Genomic DNA, 20,806 nt, shown 5'->3' on the forward strand with positions numbered 1-20,806 from the left:
ATGAAGAAGAATCTACTGCTCTTAATGCTTGCGCTCCTACTTCCGGCATTTATGTACGGACAAGAGCAGACAGTCTCCGGAACAGTGCTGGATACCTACAACATGGGTGTCCCCGGTGCGTCTATCGTTGAAAAAGGCACGACAAATGGAACGATTACCGATTTCGACGGTAATTACACTCTCACCGTATCCAACAAGAACGCCACATTAGTATTTTCTTTCATTGGGTACAAGACACAAGAAGTTCCTGTAGCCGGAAAGGCCAAAGTAGACGTGATCCTACAAGAAAACGCCGAACAGCTAGACGAAGTAGTGGTAACCGGTTACGGTGGCTCACAAAAGAGAGCGACCTTGACAACCTCTATCTCTAAATTGGATAACGCCGTACTGGAAAATGCAGCTATGGCCAATGCCGGACAATCTTTACAAGGTACGGTTTCCGGTTTACGCGTAGTAAACATAAGTGGCCAGCCGGGTAAAGACCCCAATATCGTACTTCGTGGTGGAGCTACCATGACCGGAAAAGACAATGGAGCTTTGGTAGTGGTAGACGGTATCGTTCGTAACTCTTTGGCAGATATCAACCCTTCAGATATCGAGTCCATCCAAGTATTAAAAGATGCTGCCTCAACGGCCATTTATGGAGCACGTGCGAATGGCGGTGTAATCCTTGTCACGACCAAACGGGGAAAAGAAGGCGTAGCTTCCGTTTCCTATAAATTTAAAGGAGGAGCAAACTTCGCCCGTACAGGATATGATTACTTGAACGCAGAGGACTATATCTATTATAATCGCTTAGGATACAAGCGAACCGGACGTTCGGGTATCGATAACCAAATGGGCTATGGAGTTGGTAACGATTTATTCGACATTCGCTATCTAGATGACACGACGAAAGGTCTGTTAAACGAAGGTTGGCAACAAATGACAGATCCCAATGATCCTACAAAGCAACTTTTATTTAAGGATTATTCAGGCCAATTGAAAGATGCAGCTTTCAAAGACCCCTCATTCACGCAAGATCATTATTTGAACATTACAGGCGGTAACGATAAGGGTACTTTCGCTGCTAGTTTAGGTTATTACAAAGAAGATGGTTTGATCAAAGGTACTAGTTACGAACGCTTCTCCGGAACGTTAAACGGTTCCTATAAAATATTCCCGATCTTAACTGTAAACGGCGGGGCGACTTACACTTGGTCTCGTACGCCGGGATTATGGATCGGTCAATACGAGTTCTTCTATCGTACGATGAGCCAACGCCCAACTTGGAACCCCTATATGGAAGATGGATCTCCCGCTTCCGGTTTCGGTACCGGTGATGGTAATCCTCTTTACTACAAGGACAAGCTAACGAATACAAATGGAATCCGTCGTTCAACATACAACATAGGTTTCGATTTGCAAATCATTCCCGAGAAATTAGTATTAAAGGCTAATAGCGCTTTGTATCACGTAGATAATCAAACGGATAAATTTGATAAAGCCTATCAACAACAGAACTCTAGCACACCGAACCTAACGCGCCAGGCTGAAGCGAAATATGTAAAGGAAAATCAACAGCAACATAGTGTGACCTTGACATATTCTGATAGTTTCAAGGACAAGCACAATTTGGAAGCCATGGTCGGCGGTGAGTATTTCAATTGGCATCAATATACGTTAAACGCCAAGACTCAAAATTCACCTTCGGATGATATCCCAACCTTGAACGCAGGAAGTAACCGTACGTATTCATACAGTTACAAACAAGGCTATCGTATCCTTTCCGGCTTCGCTCGTGTAAACTATAACTACAACCTCAAATATCTGTTGTCTGTTGTAGCTCGTTATGATGGTATCTCCAAACTGAGCGACCACCGTTGGGGTTTCTTCCCGGGTGTCTCCGCAGGTTGGAACATCATGGAGGAAGATTTCTTCAAGGACTCCAAATTAGCGGATATTATCTCGAACCTGAAACCACGTGTCAGCTATGGTGTAAACGGTAATGTAAACGGATTAGGCTATTATGACGTATACGGTAGTTACGGACAAAAAGACAAAGACGGAAATATCATAACAAACTACAACAATTCCGTTGGTTTTTACAATGACCAATTGGTTAATAGCGGTTTACGTTGGGAGCAAAGTAAGTCTTTCGAAGTAGGTCTGGATATAGGTTTCTTCAATAACCGCTTAAGCTTTATCTTAGACTATTATAACCGTACGACTTCCGATTTGTTGACTGATCTGGATTTGCCTAATTACACGGGATTCAAAAGTATCAAAACCAACTTAGGAACACTGCGTAACCAAGGTTTTGAGATGGAGGTAAAAGCTAACATCTTAAATAATGTAGGAGGTTTCAGTTGGGACGTAACAGCTAACTTATCTACGGTAGCCAACAAGATCATCAAGCTTCCGGCAAACGGAAACGAGAACAACCGCCAAGGTGGATACCAAGTATGGGATCCGAAAAAAGGCGAAGTCGTTTGGGTTGGCGGAAAACAAGAAGGAGGAAAGCTGGGTGACTTGTTCGCATTCAAGCAAGATCACATTTTCAAAGATTGGGATGACGTAAAAGCAAACGCAAATAATCGTTATGACGCCATTGGTGAATTATATGGTCCAGCGGCATGGGAAGCCCTGAAAGACAAAACCGGAAAACAACAAATCGAGCCGGGTGACGTATGTTGGGCCGATTTGAATGGTGACGGTGTCATCAACAATCTAGACCGTGTGAAGGTAGGCAATATCTTCCCGAACGTAACAGGAGGTTTCTCTACCACCGTTTCTTACAAGGATTTCTCTTTATACGCCCGTTTCGACTACGCATTAGGCCATACATTGTATAACGACTTGGCCGCACGCTCTATCGGACAATACCAAGGTTCATTTAACATCATCGACATGGTTAAACAAAGCTGGTCTGAAGAGAACACGAATACGGATATCCCGAAATTCTACTATGCGGATCAATTGAGCAAAAAGAATATCACCCGCTCCAACAACGGACTTACGGCTGTAGATAACAACAGCTCACGATTCTATGAAAAGGGTGATTACTTGGCACTTCGCGAGATCACATTGACATGGAACTTACCGAAAAGATGGATCAATAAAGCGTTTATGTCAAACGCCTCTGTTTATGTCACCGGACAAAATCTGTGCTACTTTACCGGTTATTCCGGAGTATCACCAGAACCAGCCGTAGATACCTATTATGGTCAAGGCATCGACAATGGTAGATATCCGACTCCTAAGACTGTCCTTATGGGTGTATCTGTAACTTTCTAATTAACGCATAAAAATTAAACATCATATGAAAAAGATATTTATAACCTTTATGGTGGCTGTGTCCTTGTTGACATTCAATCGATGCACCTCGTTGGACATGGAGCCAGTCAGCAGTATTTCCGATGCTAACTATTGGAAATCATCGGACCAATTCAAGGCATTCAATACAGGTCTGCATTCCTTGCTTCGCTTACGTAGCTATAATATATTCGTACTGGGTGAACCACGTGCCGATATTTATGGCGACCAGCCTTTCGGAGGTGAAGCCACTCAAGGCGTAGAACGATATCCGTATAATACGATCAACGCTGAATTTACGGGCATCAGCAATTTTGGAGATTTCTATGAGACAATCAACCAATTAAACCTCATGATCCGTAAGACCAACGAGACTACCTTATTAGATGAAAATGAGAAGAACTACTTCTTAGGTGAAGCATATGGTATGCGTGCGTATATTTATTTCCATCTATTACGTTCATGGGGAGATGTAATTTTGGTAACCGAACCTACTCTAGGTAACGAACTGGATATCTCTCATTTGGAAAAAGCGGCGTCTCCAGCAAGTGAGGTCATGGACCAGATCAAGAAAGACATTGACGCTTCCGTCAATGCTTTCGGTAGTGATTATTCTTACAAATATGGAAAAGGCTACTGGTCTAAATCAGCCACATTGATACTAAAAGGTGAAGTTTATTTATGGAGTGGTCGCCAAATGGGTGGAGGTACAGGAGATTATTCTACCGCCAAGGCTGCTTTGCAAGATCTTCAACAAAACGGCAACCTAAAGCTACAGGATAAGTTTACTGATGTATTCGCCTATGGGAATAAGGAGAATAGCGAGATCATCTTCGCTTTCAAGAGTATCAAAGATGAATTCACCATGTGGAAAGATTATAATTGGCGAAACAACATGGTTCCGCAACGTGAATACATGGCAAACTATTGCGATGAATCAGGAACCCCATTCATGGAAATTCCGGGTTATAATTTCCACGGTTTAATGCGTTACCAAGTTAAGAAAGATCATTACTGGAAAACTTTCCGCGAAAATGATTCCCGTCTGACAGGAACCTTGAAAGCTGTTTATCAAAAACAGGAAGACGGAAGCATAAAGTACATCGCTCCATTCGCATACAAATTCCAAGGAACAACATTGGAGGGTAGCAACGAACGTAACTGGCTGGATGATTATCCTATTTACCGTTATGCCGATGCCCTGTTACTACTAGCCGAGGCTAAAGCTCTCTTAGGAGAAGATCCTTCCACGGAGATCAATGCCGTACGCGAGCGTGCTTACGGTTCTGAATATTTCAACGCACATAAAAACGAGGTCGCTTATCCGAATGACAAGGGAAGTTTCTATAACGATAACCCATTTGAGGGGGGCGATGAGAACGTGATGGAAGCTATATTGAAAGAACGGCTGCGCGAGTTCTTCTTCGAGGGCAAGCGTTGGTATGACTTGAGACGTTTCGGTAATCAATATGTCTTGAAATACACGACCGCACAAGAGTCCCGTCTTTTGTGGCCGATCAACGAGGATGCATTGACAAACAATCCCGCATTGAAACAGACTCCCGGATACTAATCGTACATAGGTTTAAGGCGATTGGATATAACTAGGTTTTTGGCACGAATTCCAAAGGGGCTTTGTTCATATGAATGAATATCGCTACCTTTGGAATTCACATATCTATTAATTTCAACCTACAAACAAAAAACATCATGAAAAAAACTTTCCTGTATTTCTGCCTTCTTTTCATCGTACAAACGGCTTTTGCGGCAGACAGTCTTTATGTGCGAGAGCAACAAATCCCCATCTTGATAGACCGGATCGACAATGTACTTTACGAGATGCGGATACCGGCCCAAAAAGGGGATGTATTAAACGAGATCACGATACAGATCGGAGACAATGTCAATCTGTCGGACATCCAAGCGATACGTCTATTTTATAGCGGAGTGGAAGCTCCATCCCGCAAAGGGGAACATTTCAGTCCCGTTACGTACATATCCAGCCATATACCGGGAAATACCCGTAAGGCTCTTGAATCTTATTCCGTACGGCAAGATGAGGTTACCGCCCCCTTGTCGCGCACGGTAAAACTAACCTCTAAACAACCGATGCTTAAAGGCATCAATTATTTCTGGGTAAGTATCCAGATGAAGCCAGAGACTTCCTTATTGGCAAAAGTAGCGACTACGATACCTAACGCCCAGATCAACAACAAACCGATCGACATCACTTGGAAAGGAAAGGTGGACGAACGCCATGTAGGTATCGGCGTACGCCAAGCCGGGGATGACGGATCGGCGGCCTTCCGCATCCCGGGATTAGTGACGACGAATAACGGAACATTACTCGGAGTCTACGATATTCGCTATAATAGCAGCGTGGACCTGCAAGAGAAAATCGATATCGGAGTAAGCCGCAGTACCGATAAGGGACAAACTTGGGAACCGATGCGAGTAGCCATGACTTTCAAACAAACGGATGGCCTGCCCCACGGACAAAACGGCGTGGGAGACCCATCGATCTTGGTAGACGAAAAGACCAATACGATCTGGGTAGTAGCCGCATGGACGCATGGTATGGGTAACGAACGGGCTTGGTGGAACTCCATGCCGGGAATGACACCGGACGAGACCGCCCAACTTATGCTCGTGAAAAGTGAGGACGATGGTAAGACGTGGAGCGAACCGATCAACATCACGTCTCAAGTAAAAGACCCGTCTTGGTATTTCCTATTGCAAGGCCCGGGACGAGGCATCACGATGCAAGACGGTACTTTGGTCTTCCCCATCCAGTTTATCGACGCTACCCGTGTGCCCAACGCCGGCATTATGTATAGCAAAGACCGCGGGAAAACATGGCACTTGCATAACTTAGCCCGCACGAATACCACGGAGGCGCAAGTTGCCGAGGTAGAGCCGGGCGTATTGATGCTAAATATGCGCGATAACCGGGGCGGTAGCCGTGCCGTAGCCACGACAAAAGATTTAGGCAAGACATGGACAGAGCATCCTTCCAGCCGCAGTGCCTTGCAGGAACCCGTTTGTATGGCCAGCTTGATCAAGGTAAACGCCAAAGACAACATCACCGGCAAAGACCTTTTACTCTTCTCCAACCCGAATACGACAAAAGGGCGTAATCATATCACGATCAAGGCGAGTCTGGACGGCGGACTTACTTGGCCTACGGAACATCAAGTCTTATTAGACGAGGCCGAGGGCTGGGGATATTCCTGTCTCTCCATGATCGATAAGGAAACGGTTGGAATCTTCTACGAGTCAAGCGTGGCGCATATGACCTTCCAAGCCATTAAGCTAACAGATCTTATTCCTTAGAGAAACAATCTATGAGATCAATACTGAATCTTATTCTTATTGTATATATAGGCATTTCCGGGTCTTTACAGGCCCGGAATCCTGTTTTATTGCCCTTGCCCCAAAAATACGTCCGGACAAACGCTTCGTTCCATCCGAAGGAAATCGCGGTTTCTTCCGAAGGGAAACTCCGTTCCATCCTAATGGAATTCTTGGAGGAGCTGCCGGTAAGCGTCCAACCGGACAGCCGATACAAGATAGAGGTTTCCTTGGTTGACAAATTGGACGGAATCCCCCTCAACTCCGAGGAGGCTTATCAACTAAGCGTCTCTTCCCGGGGCATAACCATCCGGGCAGTGTCCGAGCAAGGGGCTTATTGGGCGATACAGACCTTACGCCAACTGACCGAGCGACGAGGAAACCAATATTCCATCCAAGGTTGCGAGATCACCGACTGGCCTGCTTTCCGCATACGAGGATTCATGCAAGACGTAGGGCGGAGCTATATCTCCATGGAAGAACTGAAACGGGAGATCGAGGTACTTTCCCGCTACAAGATGAACGTATTTCATTGGCATCTCACGGAGAACCAAGCTTGGCGTCTGGAGAGCAAGATCTTTCCGATGCTGAACGACAGCTGCAATATGAGCCGTATGCCCGGAAAATATTACACGATCGAGGAGGCAAAGGAGCTGGTTCGCTTTTGTAAAGAACATAACGTACTACTCATCCCGGAGGTAGATATGCCGGGACATAGCGCCGCTTTCATACGGGCCTTCCGTCATGATATGCAGGGCAAGGAGGGTATGGCGATCTTAAAACTATTGATGGATGAGGTTTGCGAGGTATTCGAGGAGGTTCCTTACTTACATATCGGTACGGACGAGGTAAAGTTTACCAATCCGAAGTTCGTACCCGAGATGGTCGCTTATATCCGTGCGAAAGGGAAACAAGTGATCTCTTGGAACCCGGGATGGAAGTACAAACCGGGTGAGATCGACATGGAGCAAATGTGGAGTTACCGGGGAAAAGCACGACCGGGCATTCCTGCGATCGACTCCCGTTTCCATTATATCAACCATTTTGATACGTTCGCCGACTTAATCGCCTTGTACACCAGCCGTATTTACAATGAACCGCAAGGAAGCCATGATTTGGCGGGTACGATCCTTGCCGTATGGCACGACCGGATCGTACAGCCGGAGGACAAATTGATCCGGGAGAATAATTTGTATCCGAATCTATTAGCGATCGCCGAACGTTCTTGGTTGGGCGGCGGCTATCAATATTTCGATAAGAACGGAACGATGCTGCCTATCGATCCCGATAACGAGGAGCATAAGGCATTTGTCGATTTTGAGCGGCGGATGTTATGGCATAAAGAACATCATTTCCAAGGATACCCGTTCGCCTACGTCAAGCAAACCAACGTGAGATGGCGTATCACCGACCCTTTCCCGAATGATGGGGAACTGACCCGCTCTTTCCCTCCGGAAAAGGCGCTTCAGACGCAATATACCTATGAAGGGAAAAGCTACGGCACGCACGACGCCATCGGTGCCGGAATCTACCTGCGCCATGTCTGGGGACCGCTGGTTCCCGGTGTCTATAAGGACCCGCAGCCGAATCATACCGCTTACGCATGGACTTGGATCTATTCGCCCAAGACGCAAGACGTAGGGGCGTGGATCGAATTCCAGAATTACGGGCGCTCGGAGATGGATCTTCCTCCCTCACAAGGGAAATGGGATTATAAAGAGAGCCGTATCTGGGTAAATGATCAAGAGATAACGCCCCCCGTATGGACCGCTACCCACCGGGAGAAGTCCAATGAGATCCCACTGGGGAACGAGAACTGCGTAAGCCGTAAACCAACCCCGGTCCATCTGGAAAAAGGCTGGAACAAGGTGTTCATGAAGCTTCCGGTCGGTACGTTCAATACCCCCGAGGTCCGTCTGGTGAAATGGATGTTTACGTTCGTTTGCGTCACCCCGGATGGAGAGAAAGCGGTGGAAGGACTGGTTTACTCTCCGGATAAACAACTTAAATAACGTCTAATTCGGTTGAATGAAATGAGAAAAATAATAGGAATCTTATCCATCTTCCTCGCTTTCGCATTTATGAGCCAAGCGCAAAAGATCAAGGTGGCTTGCGTAGGTAATAGCGTGACCTACGGCTACGGAATCAAGAACAGGGAAACAAACTGCTACCCGGCCCAATTGCAACAGATGCTTGGAGATGCCTACGAAGTGGAGAACTTCGGGCATAGCGGGGCTACTTTATTAAACAAGGGATATCGTCCTTATACCCAACAAGAGGCGTATCAAAAGGCACTGAGGTTTGCCGGGGATTACGTGATCATCCATCTGGGATTGAACGATACGGACCCTCGGGCATGGCCGAATTACCGGGACGATTTCGTTCGGGATTATCTTTCCTTGATCGAATCCTTCCGGAAAGCCAATCCGAGATGCAAGGTATGGGTTTGCCGTATGACTCCGATATCTCACCGCCATTCTCGTTTTAAATCCGGTACAAGAGACTGGTACTGGATGGAGCAAGCGCTTATCGAAGAAATCGCCCGGATAGCCGGCGCAACCTTGATCGATTTGCAGGAAGGATTATATGACCGTCCGGATCTATTGCCCGACGCATTGCATCCCAACGCTGAAGGTGCCGGTATCTTGGCCCGCACCGTTTATGGGGCGCTAACCGGCGATTACGGAGGATTACAGCTTCCTGCCATCTATTCGGACCGGATGGTCTTGCAACGGGATCAACCGCTTCCTATATCTGGCATCGCCAACCAAGGGGAGAAAGTAACCGTTACCCTCGCCGGACAAAGGAAGGAGACCGTAGCCGGTACGAACGGGAAATGGACTGTCACGCTCGATCCCTTACGGGTAAGCGGGAAATCCTATACCTTAACGGTTTCTACCCCCAGCCGCACGCTGAACTATCGGGATGTAGTAGCCGGGGAAGTCTGGCTATGCTCCGGACAATCCAACATGGCGTTTCGGGTAAACGAGAGCGTAAAGGAAGAACAACAGCAACAATTGGATTACGCGAAACAACACTCGCAAATCCGTTTATTCGACCTAAAGCCCCGCTGGGAGACCTACGCCGTGGAATGGGACGCTTCCGTACTGGATTCATTGAACCGCCTGCAATATTACCACGACGCCCAATGGGAAGTATGCGACACGCGGAATACCGCACGCTTCTCGGCCATAGGATTTGCCTTCGGGCGTATGCTGGCCGATAGCTTACAAGTACCCATCGGATTGATATTGAACGCTGTTGGCGGCTCGCCTACGGAGGCATGGATCGACCGGAAAACACTGGAATTCGAGTTTCCGGATATCTTACAGGATTGGACGAAGAACGACTTTATCCAAGATTGGGTACGTGAACGGGCGGCCTTAAACATCAAGCAAGCGTCCAACCCGCTCCAACGCCATCCGTATGAGCCTTGTTATCTGTTCGAGGCGGGTATCCAACCCCTTCATCGATATCCCATCAAAGGGATTATTTGGTACCAAGGAGAATCGAACGCCCATAATATGGAAGTACACGAACGATTATTCCCGTTATTGGTGAACAGCTGGCGCCAGAATTGGAACGCAGCCCTGCCTTTCTACTATGTCCAACTATCCAGCATAGACCGCCCGAGTTGGACTTGGTTCAGGGACAGCCAACGCCGCCTGGCGCAAACCGTATCGAATACGGGTATGGCCGTTAGTAGCGATCGCGGGGATTCTTTAAACGTTCACCCTACCCGAAAAAAAGAGATTGGCGAACGACTGGCACATTGGGCCTTGAACAAGACCTACGGACATAACGTAATCCCATCCGGCCCTTTGTTCCGCAGCGCAACGTTTACCGATAACGCCGCCTATATCACTTTCGATTACGCAAAGGGCTTGAGAACTTCCGATGGGGACCCCATCCGTACATTCGAGATCGCCGAGCAGGAAGGACTTTACTATCCGGCGCAAGCCGTGGTAGAGAACGGGAAAGTAAAGGTGTGGAACGATCAAGTGACTCACCCGAAGCTGGTACGCTACGGCTGGCAACCCTTCACGAGAGCGAATCTTGTAAACGAGGCGGGCATGCCGGCCTCTACGTTCCGGGCAATAAAAGAATAAGCTATGCATAATAAACAACAAATCACCGGCTGGTTGTTCCTCCTGCTACTCTGCGTAGCGGGATGCGGCCAACCTGTATCTAAAAAACAGAACACCATGATAAACTGGACAAAATTACCGGATCTACCGGGAGCAGCCGATACGGCTTCCCTTGGCGTTTCCGCCCCGTTCGCCGGCATCCATAACGGCGTATTGATCGTTGCCGGAGGTTGCAACTTTCCGGACAAACCCGTCACCGAGGGAGGAGCCAAGCGATATTATAGCGAGATATTCGTCCTTCTTCCCGAAGGCTGGAAAGAGATCGACCGACTGCCTCGTCCCGTCGCCTACGGCGCTACGGTTTCCACCCCGGAAGGTATCGTTTGCATCGGAGGAAACAACAGTGATTCTTCCTTGGTCGAGGTCTCCCGCATCTCCTATAACCCCACGAAAGGAGAGGTAGCGGTTTGCGCCTTACCCTCCTTACCGTCTCCAATGGATAATCTCTCGGCTGCTTTTACCGGACAGGAGATTTACGTAGCAGGGGGAAATGAGAATGGACAGCCCTGCCATACCTTCTTACGCCTCAACCTCGCGAATATCGAAAAGGGATGGGAACAACTACCGGACTTCCCGGGAGCAGCCCGTGTACAACCGGTATTAGCGGCCGGAGAAAGTCCCAACGGCACACGTATTTATCTAGCCGGAGGCTTCCAGCCCATCCTAAACGAAGAGGAACCGATCGTCCCGACGGATGTATTGGTATTCGACCCGGCAACTTTTACCTGGCAACAAGAGACCGTTCTTCCCCCGTTTAAGGACGGAACGAACCGTACCCTAACAGGAGGCTGTGCCGTGACTTTCCAAACGGATAAAATCTTATTTATGGGAGGTGTGAACTACGATTGTTTCTTAGCCGCCATCGCCCGACCGATCCATTTAGCGAAAGCGGAGGCGGCGCGAGATTCAGCGGCCATTACCCGCCTGCAAGCCGAAGCCAAGGCCTATATGCACCATCCGGTAGAATGGTACCGATTCAATACCACCTTACTTCAATACGACCTATCCACGAAAGCATGGAGCGATCTGGGCGAATATGAGCAGTTGGCCCGTGCCGGAGCGGGAGCGGTTATCCAAGATGGCCGGTTAACTATCATCAACGGAGAATTGAAACCGGGTATCCGCACGCCGCAAGTGAATCAAGCGAAATTATAATAGGGATTTAGTGGGATCGCTGGTAAGTTTGCCAACGATCCCTGTTTACTTTTTCCACCCGATTTTAAGTATCCGGAGTCTATTTAGAGCATACGTATCCCAAGGTAAATCCTAGACAATAAGCACGTAAATAATGTTCTTATATAAATCATTGAACATAAACACCTTAAAAAGACAATTATACTTTCCGCGAAACACGTACGTGTTTTTGGAAAAAGTCGTACATGTTTTTCGGGAAACACGTACATGTTTTTACTGAATCACACGACAGGAAACAAGAGCGTATATGGAAATATACAATAAGCCTACCTTAAAAATAAGTATACGATAACCTACACATCCGGATACGCCTCAAATTGCAGCACATTATTGGCCATGATGGGAAAAGAAGATATCGCAATCATAGATATGCACTCCTCTCTATAAAGGGCTTACCCAAACCGATTACGAATGCCAAGAGGGTGACAGTGGGGATGCATGCATGAAGGAGGGGGCTATTCCACCTTTACCTATAATAAATATATAGGCTACTATTGGCCTGCATCAGTCAAGATCGTTTTCGTTTCTCCCTCGGCTAGATACGGGCTCTCGTTTGCTATTAAATTTCCTGTTCCAAATCATGTACGCTCATCAATCTGATGGAAAAGCACATCTTCATTCCTAAGTGCTTCTTTAAAACGACTAGCTTAAACCATCGTTTTAGCTATTCGTTTTCATCACTTACAATTCTGGTAGGTAAAAATACGCTCTTTAACAACGTACAATGAAAGATAATTACAAAAGTCGGATTATGAAGAACTTATTTAATTACTGGTTTAAGACAAACAAGAAAAGCTTGTATGATCAATTAGGGAAAGAATTCAATGTCAGCGGCTTCCGTGTATATAAGTTAGCACACGGAAAAACCGCTTACTCTCATATGGATAGATTAATATTGGAGAAATTGCTTGAATTGAAGATTATCAGTGAAATCGGGTTCAGAATCTAAAGGTCCCCTCATTTCATACTTTCTTCTTTATAATTTATACGGACACCATAATTCGTATACACCCGGTCTAACCCCAACATCCCACTCGGATTAGGTTCGCCTTGCACTTTTCCGAACAGGATATCCTCGCTCATCGTGATCATGTCTTTTACCCGTTGAGGGGTTTCCTTGTTCATTCCGAAATAATGTCCGGGGTAGAGGTATTTGATATCATATTTCTCGATCACCGCACTCATCTTCTTACAAGTAGATATGAGCGTAGAGAAGTCAACTCCCAGCAATAGATTACCGGAGCCGAACGAATCGCCGCTAAAACCATAAGCGGCATCCTTATCCACAAAAGTGGTTGAGCCGGGAGTATGCCCGGGAGTAAAGACTATCTCTAGGATACGCCCACCTAAATCTAGGATTTCACCGTCTTCAAGGAAACAAACTTTGCCTTTATAATTCGGCATAAATTCCGGTATACCTATCGTATCAGCCGGATTGATATAAATCTCCGGGAAATAATCGATAGCCGAGCCTGTATGGTCCGGATGCACATGCGTGGCGACCAGCGTAACCGGCTTATCCGTGATGGAAGCCACGAGCTTATCCAAATCCTTGATCTTTGTTCCGGCATCAATCAAGATCGCTTTCGTTTCTCCCTCGACCAGATACAGGCTCTCGTTCGCCATTAAATGACCTGTTCCAAACCATGTATGCTCATCAATCTGATGGAAAATCACATCTTCATTCCTAAGCACTTCCTTCTCCTCGATACCCGCCGTCTGTGCCTGGCAGAACAAAGCGATCCTTGACAGGAGCAACAACATCATTAATAAACCTAGTTTTTTCATTATCATATTCATTTTTAATTGTAGAGACGTAGCGTGCTGCGTCTCCTTTCGCCTAATAGTATTAAATCGCCGCGATCTTCCGAAGGCTTGCGTCCCATTTCGGCTCGGCGTGGATGAGACGGATAGCTTCTTCCGGCGTGTCGGCTACCGCCCACATCTTGGCGTGCTGGGGACGCATGAAATTCTCGTTCATGGCGTTCCTCAAGAGTTCCAACAAGGGATCATAGTAATGATTAATATTGAGGATTACGATCGGATTGAGGTAGAGACCGAGTTGTTTCCAAGTGATGATCTCCAGAAGTTCCTCTAATGTACCGCATCCACCGGGAAGGGCGATCACCGCATCCGAGAGGTTTGCCATGAGCTGTTTACGCTCGTGCATCGTCTCAACCTCAATCAACTCGGTCAAGCCTTTATGATACCAATCCTGCTCCACCATAAAATGGGGGATAACGCCCGTTACCGTTCCACCAGCCGCTAACGCAGCGTCGGAGACAGTGCACATCAAACCGATATTCCCGGCACCATTGACTACCCGTAGTTTTCGCTCTCCCAAAAGACGCCCCAATTCCTTGGCGGCGTCAAAATAAACCGGGGGAATCTTCGTGCTGGACGCGCAATACACGCAAACAGACGAGATGTTATTTATCTTCTTTTCTTCCATATCTTTTTATTCTTGATTTATATCGTAGCCAAATAAGGCGAAATCCCCCAGACAAGGATCATCGGGGAAGACTTTCGCCAATGCGTCCGTTATCTCACGGGCCGTACGAAGGGTAGCGGTTTTTTGGCCTGTCAAGCCCAAGCGCAAGGAGATCTGGTGCACATGCGTATCCAACGGGATGATTAATTGGCGGGGATGCACGGCTGTTCTCCAGATACCGAGATCGACGATACCATCCGTACGCACCATCCAACGCAAGAACATCGCCAGACGCTTACAAGCGGAAGTCCCGTGCAAGACCGGAATGCCATTGAGATCAGCAAAAAGTTGTTGCAACCGCAAGATAGGATCTTCGCAAGGACCGGCGGCGGCCATAGCGTCTTCCATACAGTCGTAGGTATCGTATATATCCTTTAGGCGACAACAAAGGAGATGCAGATCATGATAGGTATAAAAACGGTAAAAGGTATCCCGCCCGCAAACCGGGCGGTTCCGTAGGGGAGCGAAAGAAATCTCTCCGGTACGGATAAACTCGTAAGGACTTTCGCCCATCAGCCGGTGTAGCTCTTCCGCTTTTTGGAGAATATGCGCCCTGCGACCGTAAGAGATCCACGCCGTCAGGAAAGCCGATATCTCAATATCTCGTTTCTCCATAAACCGATGGAGGAATCGCACCGGATCATCCTTGATAAACGATTCCGTATTGTACGTTTTCGCCCATTCACGAAGTAAAGAGATGGTCTTTGTATCCATGTTATTTCTTCTTTAGAAAATATTGCCGCTCGGGTTCCGGATAATGCTCGATAGCGTAACGAAGCGCCGTACGAGGAAGACGAGTAGCGTTGCGTTCCAAGAAATCGGTAAGCGTCTGCCGCTCCTTTTTGCCGACCTCACGCAGCATCCACCCAACCGCCTTATGCATCAAATCGTGTTTATGATCGATCAACCGTTCGGATAACTCCAAGGTATCCCCAAAATCATTCCGACGGATAAATGCCCACGTAGAGACGATCGAGATCCGTTGTTCCCATAAATTCTCGCTTTCCGCCAAACGGTAGAGGAGGGAACGATCTTTGTCCACCAAATACTCGCCGACGATATCCCGACAGGTCAAGTCTACCAAATCCCAGTTATTGCAACGCCGCATATTCTTCAGATAGAATCGGAAGATGGCTTCCCGCTCTTCCGGCATCACTTTCCGATCCTGGAAACGATAGACCAAAATCAGCAAGGCACATAGACGTGCCTCATGCCACGGACTATCCAGCAACAGCTGCAGCTCATCGAAAGGAGTCGCCTTATTAGCCTTCGCTATGCTGCGGGTTTGCGGGACAACCACCCCGAGAAACTGATCGCCCTCGCCATATTGACCGGGACCAGTCTTGAAAAAACGGCTCAAATGAACCGCCTTCTCGGGTGTACCGACCGACTGTAGCTCGGATAGGATAAACGCCGCCGTCATGGCCGGAGTACCCGTGATACGGGACGATCGCCCTCCAAGAACCCGATCACGTTGTTGCATACCGTGCGTGCCATAATGATACGGGTTTCCATCGTCTGGGTGCCGATATGAGGGGTTAATACCACGTTGTCCATTTCCAATAACTCGGGGAGAGGATAGTCTCCAAACTCGAATACATCCAAACCGGCACCATGAATCGTACCTTCTCGCAAGGCTTTTACCAAGGCATGCTCGTCCACCAACGGGCCACGGGCCGTGTTGATCAGGATGGCGGAAGGCTTCATCTGCTTGAACTCTTCCTCGCCGAGGATATGATAGGTATCGGGGGTATAAGGGGCGTTCAAGGATACGAAATCGGCTTTCGCCAGAAGCTCTTCCTTGGAGACGTAGGTAACATTCAATTTGGTCTCGTCCTCGATGCAAAGCTGACGGCGATTGTGGTAGATCACATCCATGCCCAAAGCATTCGCCCGTTTCGCCAAAGCCTTGCCGATACGTCCCATACCGATAATGCCCAAGGTCTGTCCGGTAACCGGCATACCGAGGTTCTCCAGTACACCGACCTTCATGTCCTTACCAAGCGTACGCAGCTTACGATCACATTCCGTGATACGCCGGGCGGTATCCAGCATCAAGCCTAAAGCGATATTGGCGGTAGGGGCCGTGACAGGATCAGGCGTATTCGCTACCGTCAAGCCTTTCTCGAGGGCGTAGGCCACATCGATATTATTATAACCAACGGCGTAGTTAGCGATCAGCCGCAATTTCGACGCATGGTCGATCAACTCTTTGTTTACCGGGAAATCGAACATGGAGCAGAGCACATCGTACTCCGGTATCATCTCGAAAACCTCCTCATACGTAAAATCTCTTCCTTCGGGAAAGGTTACCTCGTACTTACTTTCCAACTCGGTAAATCCCTCGCGGAACATGTCGTATGTCACTAATATCTTCATCTTGGATCTATTTGTTATTCAAAAAGCAAAAATACAAATCAATTGGCAATTAATTCCTAAATTTGTGACCAATATATATTTATTATGGTACTAAACTATATTTGGATCGCTTTTTTCTTAATCGCTTTTGTAGTGGCTATCGGTAAATTGGTCATTGGTGGGGATACCGCCGTTTTTACCGAGATTATCAACGCTTCTTTCGCTTCGGCCAAGACGGGTTTCGAGATTTCGTTAGGATTAACGGGGATCTTGTCGCTTTGGCTGGGCATCATGAAGATCGGCGAGAAGGGGGGGGTGATACAAGCGTTCGCACGATTGGCGGCTCCCGTATTCAGCAAGCTTTTCCCGGATATCCCAAGAGACCATCCCGTGACCGGTTCTATCTTCATGAACCTATCGGCAAATTTACTGGGACTGGATAATGCCGCCACGCCAATGGGATTGAAAGCCATGCAACAGTTACAGGAATTAAACCCGAATAAAGAATCCGCCAGCAACTCCATGGTGATGTTCTTATGCATCAATGCCTCGGGACTGACCTTGATCCCGATCACCATCATGATGTACCGGGCGCAGTTAGGAGCGGCGAATCCATCAGACGTATTCCTGCCGATCATGCTTGCTACATTCACATCAACCCTAGTCGCTATTTTAGCGGTTTGCGTACGGCAGAAGATCAATATCCTCCAACGGAACCTAATCCTGTTTTTCGGGGGACTGGGGTTATTTATCGGAGGCCTGGTATGGCTATTCAACTCGATGGAACAGGAGCAAGTTTCCTTGTATTCGACCTTATTCGCCAACACGCTTCTTTTTACCATTATCTGCGGATTTATCATCAGCGGCATGCGTAAAAAGATCAATGTATATGATGCTTTTATAGAGGGGGCGAAAGAAGGTTTCCAGACTGCTATAACGATTATTCCTTATCTGGTAGCTATCCTAGTAGGTATCGGTGTCTTCCGGGCTTCCGGAGCGATGGATTTCATCATACAAGGCGTTCGTTTCGGCATTGCTTCGATAGGACTCAACACGGATTTCGTGGAAGCGCTACCTACCATGTTGATGAAACCGTTAAGCGGGAGCGGGGCTAGGGGCATGATGCTGGACGCCATGAACACGTATGGAGCGGACTCTTTCGTCGGTCGCCTGTCATCCATCGTTCAGGGCTCTTGCGATACGACATTCTATGTAGTCGCTCTTTACTACGGTAGCGTAGGTATCCGTAATACCCGCTATACGGTACAATGCGCCTTGTTAGCGGATCTGGCCGGGGCGATAGCGGCGATAGCGATGGCTTATCTGTTCTTTTAACATTCTATACAATCAATAGATTTGAAATGAATCTATTTAAAATCGAATGATTACATTTGTAACGAAATTTCAATACGATAAATAGACCTTATGGCAATAGCATATTACGCCGAAGATATCGAGCTTCCGGCAATCAAGAAAAGAGTGGTTAGCGGCTGGGTCAAGGCAGTGGCCGAGACATACGGAAAGAAAACGGGAGATATCAGCTATATCTTCTGTTCCGACGAGAAGATATTGGAGGTAAACCGCCAATATCTCCAACACGATTATTACACGGATATCATCACCTTCGATTATACGGAAGGAAATAAGATCTCGGGTGACCTGTTCATCAGCCTCGATACGGTCAGGACAAACGCCGAGACATTCCACACGGATTATAACGAGGAACTCCACCGTACCATCATCCACGGCATCCTGCACCTTTGCGGTATCAACGACAAAGGTCCCGGCGAGCGGGAGATCATGGAGGAGAACGAGAACAGAGCGTTAGCGATCTTGCCGGAGGAATGTCGGGGATAAAACATCAACCAATCCCAAAAACACAAATATGAAAACAGAAGACATACCTTACGATTACACGTATTGCTACGCCACGGACGAGCAATGCCCGAAAGCAGTTCATTGCCTACGTAGCCATGCCGCAAGGCTGAACGAGGAACAAGCGATCTCTCTTAATTCACGATTTACTGGAGATCAGAAACGCCATCCTAGATTGAATTGAATAACCCCATTATGATCTTTTCCCCTAAAATGATTGCTTCCACCTAATGAGTATTCCGGCTCCCTAAAGAAATGAGTACATCCTAAATTATAATTGGCGGAGATGACTAATCCCATGTCAAAGGTATAGCCAAGCCCCATTGAAACGGAGAAATCACAATTCCGGATCTCTTCTTTTTTATCACCGGAGAAATCGTACTCGCTCTGGTGCACCGGAGTAGGACCCGAGACGAAAATATAATTCGAAGCTTTCGCCCTTACATTAAAGCCAACTTGTGGGCCCGCAAAAAGATGGAATCCTCGATACAAATAAAATTTAGCGTAAATAGGAATATTTAAATAATCCGCCTTTAGCCGGGCTGTCTCGCCTTTAGCGTTTTCTTTTTGGTAACCTTGCATAGAATAATAAACACCCGGTTCTAAAGCAAACAGTTTACTAAAACGTATTTCCTCCGCCACACCAATATTTAACCCCGGACGCATGTCCGCAAAACTTTCGGGATAAGTATTTGCCAAATTCAAGCCAATCCTAGGAATAAAATGGAACTCTTGAGCATCGGCTCGCGACAAAGAGAAAACAAACAAGATAAACAGTAATACAACTTTTCTCATAACTCCTACATTTAAAACATATCTATATTTATAGATGATTTAAGATACATAAAAGTTGCACTCCCTATCTCATTACTTCACATTAGGGGAGGCACTTCTTCCTCCACCATGATGGTAGCAGCCTTGACAGCTCAAGCACCAAATATTACTCGATCAACAACGGTTCCTGTTTTCCCGAATCATATACGACAAACATAGAGCCGTCTTTCTCGATCATGACGCCACGGCCTCGTTCCTTCTCCTTGTTTTCTTGATTATCGACATTCACGGCAATCACTTTATAATGATAGAAAGTCGTGATATCATCGAAAATGGTATGACCTACAAAGATGCGGTTCACATTATATTTCTCTAATATTTTCCGCAAATCATCCCGGTCTAGCGGATGATACTTATCCGCACTACGTACCATACCCCGATACCAGATCGGTCCATACGTAGCGAACATAAAAGAAAGATCGGAGCCTTTATCTATATTACGTTCTTTTTTCGTCAAGAAGAGACCATCGCTCACGATCTCATTCACGGTAGGGATATCGTAATTCCGGTCTAAAAACTCCTTGCTCAACCCGGCATGGACAAACAGGTTATCTCCGACCACTTGTATCGAGTTACGAGTTTTCAACCAATGTCCCAACTCGCTTTTCTGCCAAAGCTCCGGATAGCTCATTCCTAAAGTATCCGCCAATTGAGTATATTTCTTCTTCGTATATCGCAAATCATTTCCCAGAACCATGGTCTCATGATTTCCGATTAAGAAAGTCACTTTTCCACCGGCATCCTCCGCTTCTTTCTCCAATTTGTAGATCAACCAATAGATAGGGAGTACATCCACGCCCCGGTCAAAGACGTCACCGATTATTACCAATTGGTTAGTCCCGAAAATCCAATTATAGTCCGCATCGATCACTTTTCCCGCCTTTAACAGGGAGGCGAAACAAGACCAGTTCGCATGTGGATCTGAAAGAACAAACGTCTTCTCTGGTTGCACATCTTTCCATTTCGGACGAGAGATGGAGTGTATGGTTACCGGAAACAATCTCTCCCCGTTATCAGAAAACACCTCGAATGAAAAGGTGGTAGGTATACTTTTATAATGCTTATCCAATAACCGGCCTTTCCCGTCTACAGATATCGCACGCATACTACCATCATCCGCTTTCAATAGATAGGGACCATCGATCGATAACTTCTCGATCGCTTGACGAGGTTTCTTATCTTTCCCATAAACCGGACTGAAGCAAGAGGTCAGTAAAACAAGGAAAACAAGGATACGGCATTGAATAGAATTCATAGCAGC

Annotated in this window: 17 protein-coding genes; 10 read left to right on the top strand and 7 right to left on the bottom strand. The window is 47.0% G+C overall.

Features of this window, described 5'->3' with window-relative positions:
• The 7 genes from ACESPU_RS07410 to ACESPU_RS07440 all read left to right on the top strand — a co-directional run bounded on the left by ACESPU_RS07410 (position 1) and on the right by ACESPU_RS07440 (position 12,936).
• Positions 1 to 3,276, top strand: coding sequence for a TonB-dependent receptor (locus ACESPU_RS07410; protein ID WP_122115116.1), 3,276 nt, complete (start codon positions 1 to 3; stop codon positions 3,274 to 3,276).
• Positions 3,277 to 3,301: 25 nt separating this feature from the next.
• A complete protein-coding gene (gene nanU / locus ACESPU_RS07415) occupies positions 3,302 to 4,867 on the top strand; it encodes a SusD family outer membrane lipoprotein NanU (RefSeq protein WP_005863837.1) in 1,566 nt (521 codons plus the stop codon).
• Positions 4,868 to 5,004: 137 nt separating this feature from the next.
• Positions 5,005 to 6,627 carry a sialidase family protein gene (locus tag ACESPU_RS07420; protein ID WP_005863836.1) on the top strand — a complete coding sequence of 541 codons (1,623 nt, stop codon included), beginning with the start codon at positions 5,005 to 5,007 and terminating at the stop codon, positions 6,625 to 6,627.
• An 11-nt stretch (positions 6,628 to 6,638) separates the two neighbouring features.
• Positions 6,639 to 8,657, top strand: coding sequence for a family 20 glycosylhydrolase (locus ACESPU_RS07425; protein WP_005863835.1), 2,019 nt, complete (start codon positions 6,639 to 6,641; stop codon positions 8,655 to 8,657).
• A gap of 21 nt (positions 8,658 to 8,678) precedes the next feature.
• Entirely contained in the window at positions 8,679 to 10,754 is a 2,076-nt protein-coding gene (locus ACESPU_RS07430) for a GDSL-type esterase/lipase family protein (protein WP_005863834.1), read from the top strand.
• Between the two features lie 3 nt (positions 10,755 to 10,757).
• A complete protein-coding gene (locus ACESPU_RS07435) occupies positions 10,758 to 11,948 on the top strand; it encodes a cyclically-permuted mutarotase family protein (RefSeq protein ID WP_122115119.1) in 1,191 nt (396 codons plus the stop codon).
• Between the two features lie 790 nt (positions 11,949 to 12,738).
• Positions 12,739 to 12,936, top strand: a complete 198-nt coding sequence (locus ACESPU_RS07440) for a hypothetical protein (protein ID WP_227154305.1) — start codon at positions 12,739 to 12,741, stop codon at positions 12,934 to 12,936.
• Positions 12,937 to 12,944: 8 nt separating this feature from the next.
• Here the strand turns inward: ACESPU_RS07440 and ACESPU_RS07445 are convergent, their stop codons facing one another.
• The 5 genes from ACESPU_RS07445 to ACESPU_RS07465 form a co-directional block, all read right to left on the bottom strand.
• Positions 12,945 to 13,775 carry an MBL fold metallo-hydrolase gene (locus ACESPU_RS07445; RefSeq protein ID WP_057317288.1) on the bottom strand — a complete coding sequence of 277 codons (831 nt, stop codon included), beginning with the start codon at positions 13,773 to 13,775 and terminating at the stop codon, positions 12,945 to 12,947.
• A gap of 61 nt (positions 13,776 to 13,836) precedes the next feature.
• Positions 13,837 to 14,439 carry a TIGR00730 family Rossman fold protein gene (locus ACESPU_RS07450; RefSeq protein WP_158532670.1) on the bottom strand — a complete coding sequence of 201 codons (603 nt, stop codon included), beginning with the start codon at positions 14,437 to 14,439 and terminating at the stop codon, positions 13,837 to 13,839.
• A 6-nt stretch (positions 14,440 to 14,445) separates the two neighbouring features.
• A complete protein-coding gene (locus tag ACESPU_RS07455; protein WP_158532669.1) occupies positions 14,446 to 15,192 on the bottom strand; it encodes a TIGR02757 family protein in 747 nt (248 codons plus the stop codon).
• Position 15,193: 1 nt separating this feature from the next.
• The gene (locus ACESPU_RS07460) at positions 15,194 to 15,901 is read right to left on the bottom strand and encodes a DNA alkylation repair protein (protein WP_158532698.1); all 708 of its coding nucleotides are present in this window, start codon (positions 15,899 to 15,901) and stop codon (positions 15,194 to 15,196) included.
• Positions 15,898 to 16,857, bottom strand: coding sequence for a 2-hydroxyacid dehydrogenase family protein (locus ACESPU_RS07465; RefSeq protein WP_005860460.1), 960 nt, complete (start codon positions 16,855 to 16,857; stop codon positions 15,898 to 15,900). Before ACESPU_RS07465 ends, ACESPU_RS07460 begins: the two co-directional genes overlap by 4 nt.
• A gap of 84 nt (positions 16,858 to 16,941) precedes the next feature.
• Between ACESPU_RS07465 and ACESPU_RS07470 the strand changes: the two genes are divergently transcribed.
• The 3 genes from ACESPU_RS07470 (at position 16,942) to ACESPU_RS07480 (ending at position 18,895) form a co-directional block, all read left to right on the top strand.
• Positions 16,942 to 18,171: a nucleoside recognition domain-containing protein gene (locus ACESPU_RS07470; protein ID WP_005863819.1), complete on the top strand. Its 1,230-nt coding sequence runs from the start codon at positions 16,942 to 16,944 to the stop codon at positions 18,169 to 18,171.
• 90 nt (positions 18,172 to 18,261) lie between these two features.
• On the top strand, positions 18,262 to 18,693 hold the full coding sequence (gene ybeY, locus ACESPU_RS07475; RefSeq protein WP_044545705.1) for an rRNA maturation RNase YbeY: 432 nt from the start codon (positions 18,262 to 18,264) through the stop codon (positions 18,691 to 18,693).
• A gap of 28 nt (positions 18,694 to 18,721) precedes the next feature.
• Positions 18,722 to 18,895, top strand: a complete 174-nt coding sequence (locus ACESPU_RS07480) for a hypothetical protein (protein WP_005863815.1) — start codon at positions 18,722 to 18,724, stop codon at positions 18,893 to 18,895.
• On the opposite strand, the gene ACESPU_RS07485 is transcribed toward ACESPU_RS07480, so the two are convergent.
• Both ACESPU_RS07485 and ACESPU_RS07490 read right to left on the bottom strand, forming a co-directional pair.
• Positions 18,868 to 19,506, bottom strand: a complete 639-nt coding sequence (locus ACESPU_RS07485) for a porin family protein (RefSeq protein WP_048926922.1) — start codon at positions 19,504 to 19,506, stop codon at positions 18,868 to 18,870. The two genes, ACESPU_RS07480 and ACESPU_RS07485, sit on opposite strands and share 28 nt — an antisense overlap.
• 145 nt (positions 19,507 to 19,651) lie before the next feature.
• The gene (locus ACESPU_RS07490) at positions 19,652 to 20,800 is read right to left on the bottom strand and encodes a metallophosphoesterase (protein ID WP_048926923.1); all 1,149 of its coding nucleotides are present in this window, start codon (positions 20,798 to 20,800) and stop codon (positions 19,652 to 19,654) included.
• Positions 20,801 to 20,806: the final 6 nt, after the last annotated feature.

Origin of the sequence: Parabacteroides sp. 20_3 (assembly GCF_964238835.1) — a bacterium.
Classification (GTDB): domain Bacteria; phylum Bacteroidota; class Bacteroidia; order Bacteroidales; family Tannerellaceae; genus Parabacteroides; species Parabacteroides distasonis.

Coding starts and splice junctions, on each gene's coding strand:
- ACESPU_RS07465 (WP_005860460.1), bottom strand. CDS start 16,857: ATGAAGATATTAGTGACATACGACATGTTCCGCGAGGGATTTACCGAG.
- ACESPU_RS07450 (WP_158532670.1), bottom strand. CDS start 14,439: ATGGAAGAAAAGAAGATAAATAACATCTCGTCTGTTTGCGTGTATTGC.
- ACESPU_RS07445 (WP_057317288.1), bottom strand. CDS start 13,775: ATGAAAAAACTAGGTTTATTAATGATGTTGTTGCTCCTGTCAAGGATC.
- ybeY (WP_044545705.1), top strand. CDS start 18,262: ATGGCAATAGCATATTACGCCGAAGATATCGAGCTTCCGGCAATCAAG.
- ACESPU_RS07490 (WP_048926923.1), bottom strand. CDS start 20,800: ATGAATTCTATTCAATGCCGTATCCTTGTTTTCCTTGTTTTACTGACC.
- nanU (WP_005863837.1), top strand. CDS start 3,302: ATGAAAAAGATATTTATAACCTTTATGGTGGCTGTGTCCTTGTTGACA.
- ACESPU_RS07420 (WP_005863836.1), top strand. CDS start 5,005: ATGAAAAAAACTTTCCTGTATTTCTGCCTTCTTTTCATCGTACAAACG.
- ACESPU_RS07460 (WP_158532698.1), bottom strand. CDS start 15,901: ATGACGGCGGCGTTTATCCTATCCGAGCTACAGTCGGTCGGTACACCC.
- ACESPU_RS07425 (WP_005863835.1), top strand. CDS start 6,639: ATGAGATCAATACTGAATCTTATTCTTATTGTATATATAGGCATTTCC.
- ACESPU_RS07435 (WP_122115119.1), top strand. CDS start 10,758: ATGCATAATAAACAACAAATCACCGGCTGGTTGTTCCTCCTGCTACTC.
- ACESPU_RS07485 (WP_048926922.1), bottom strand. CDS start 19,506: ATGAGAAAAGTTGTATTACTGTTTATCTTGTTTGTTTTCTCTTTGTCG.
- ACESPU_RS07470 (WP_005863819.1), top strand. CDS start 16,942: ATGGTACTAAACTATATTTGGATCGCTTTTTTCTTAATCGCTTTTGTA.
- ACESPU_RS07440 (WP_227154305.1), top strand. CDS start 12,739: ATGAAGAACTTATTTAATTACTGGTTTAAGACAAACAAGAAAAGCTTG.
- ACESPU_RS07410 (WP_122115116.1), top strand. CDS start 1: ATGAAGAAGAATCTACTGCTCTTAATGCTTGCGCTCCTACTTCCGGCA.
- ACESPU_RS07455 (WP_158532669.1), bottom strand. CDS start 15,192: ATGGATACAAAGACCATCTCTTTACTTCGTGAATGGGCGAAAACGTAC.
- ACESPU_RS07430 (WP_005863834.1), top strand. CDS start 8,679: ATGAGAAAAATAATAGGAATCTTATCCATCTTCCTCGCTTTCGCATTT.
- ACESPU_RS07480 (WP_005863815.1), top strand. CDS start 18,722: ATGAAAACAGAAGACATACCTTACGATTACACGTATTGCTACGCCACG.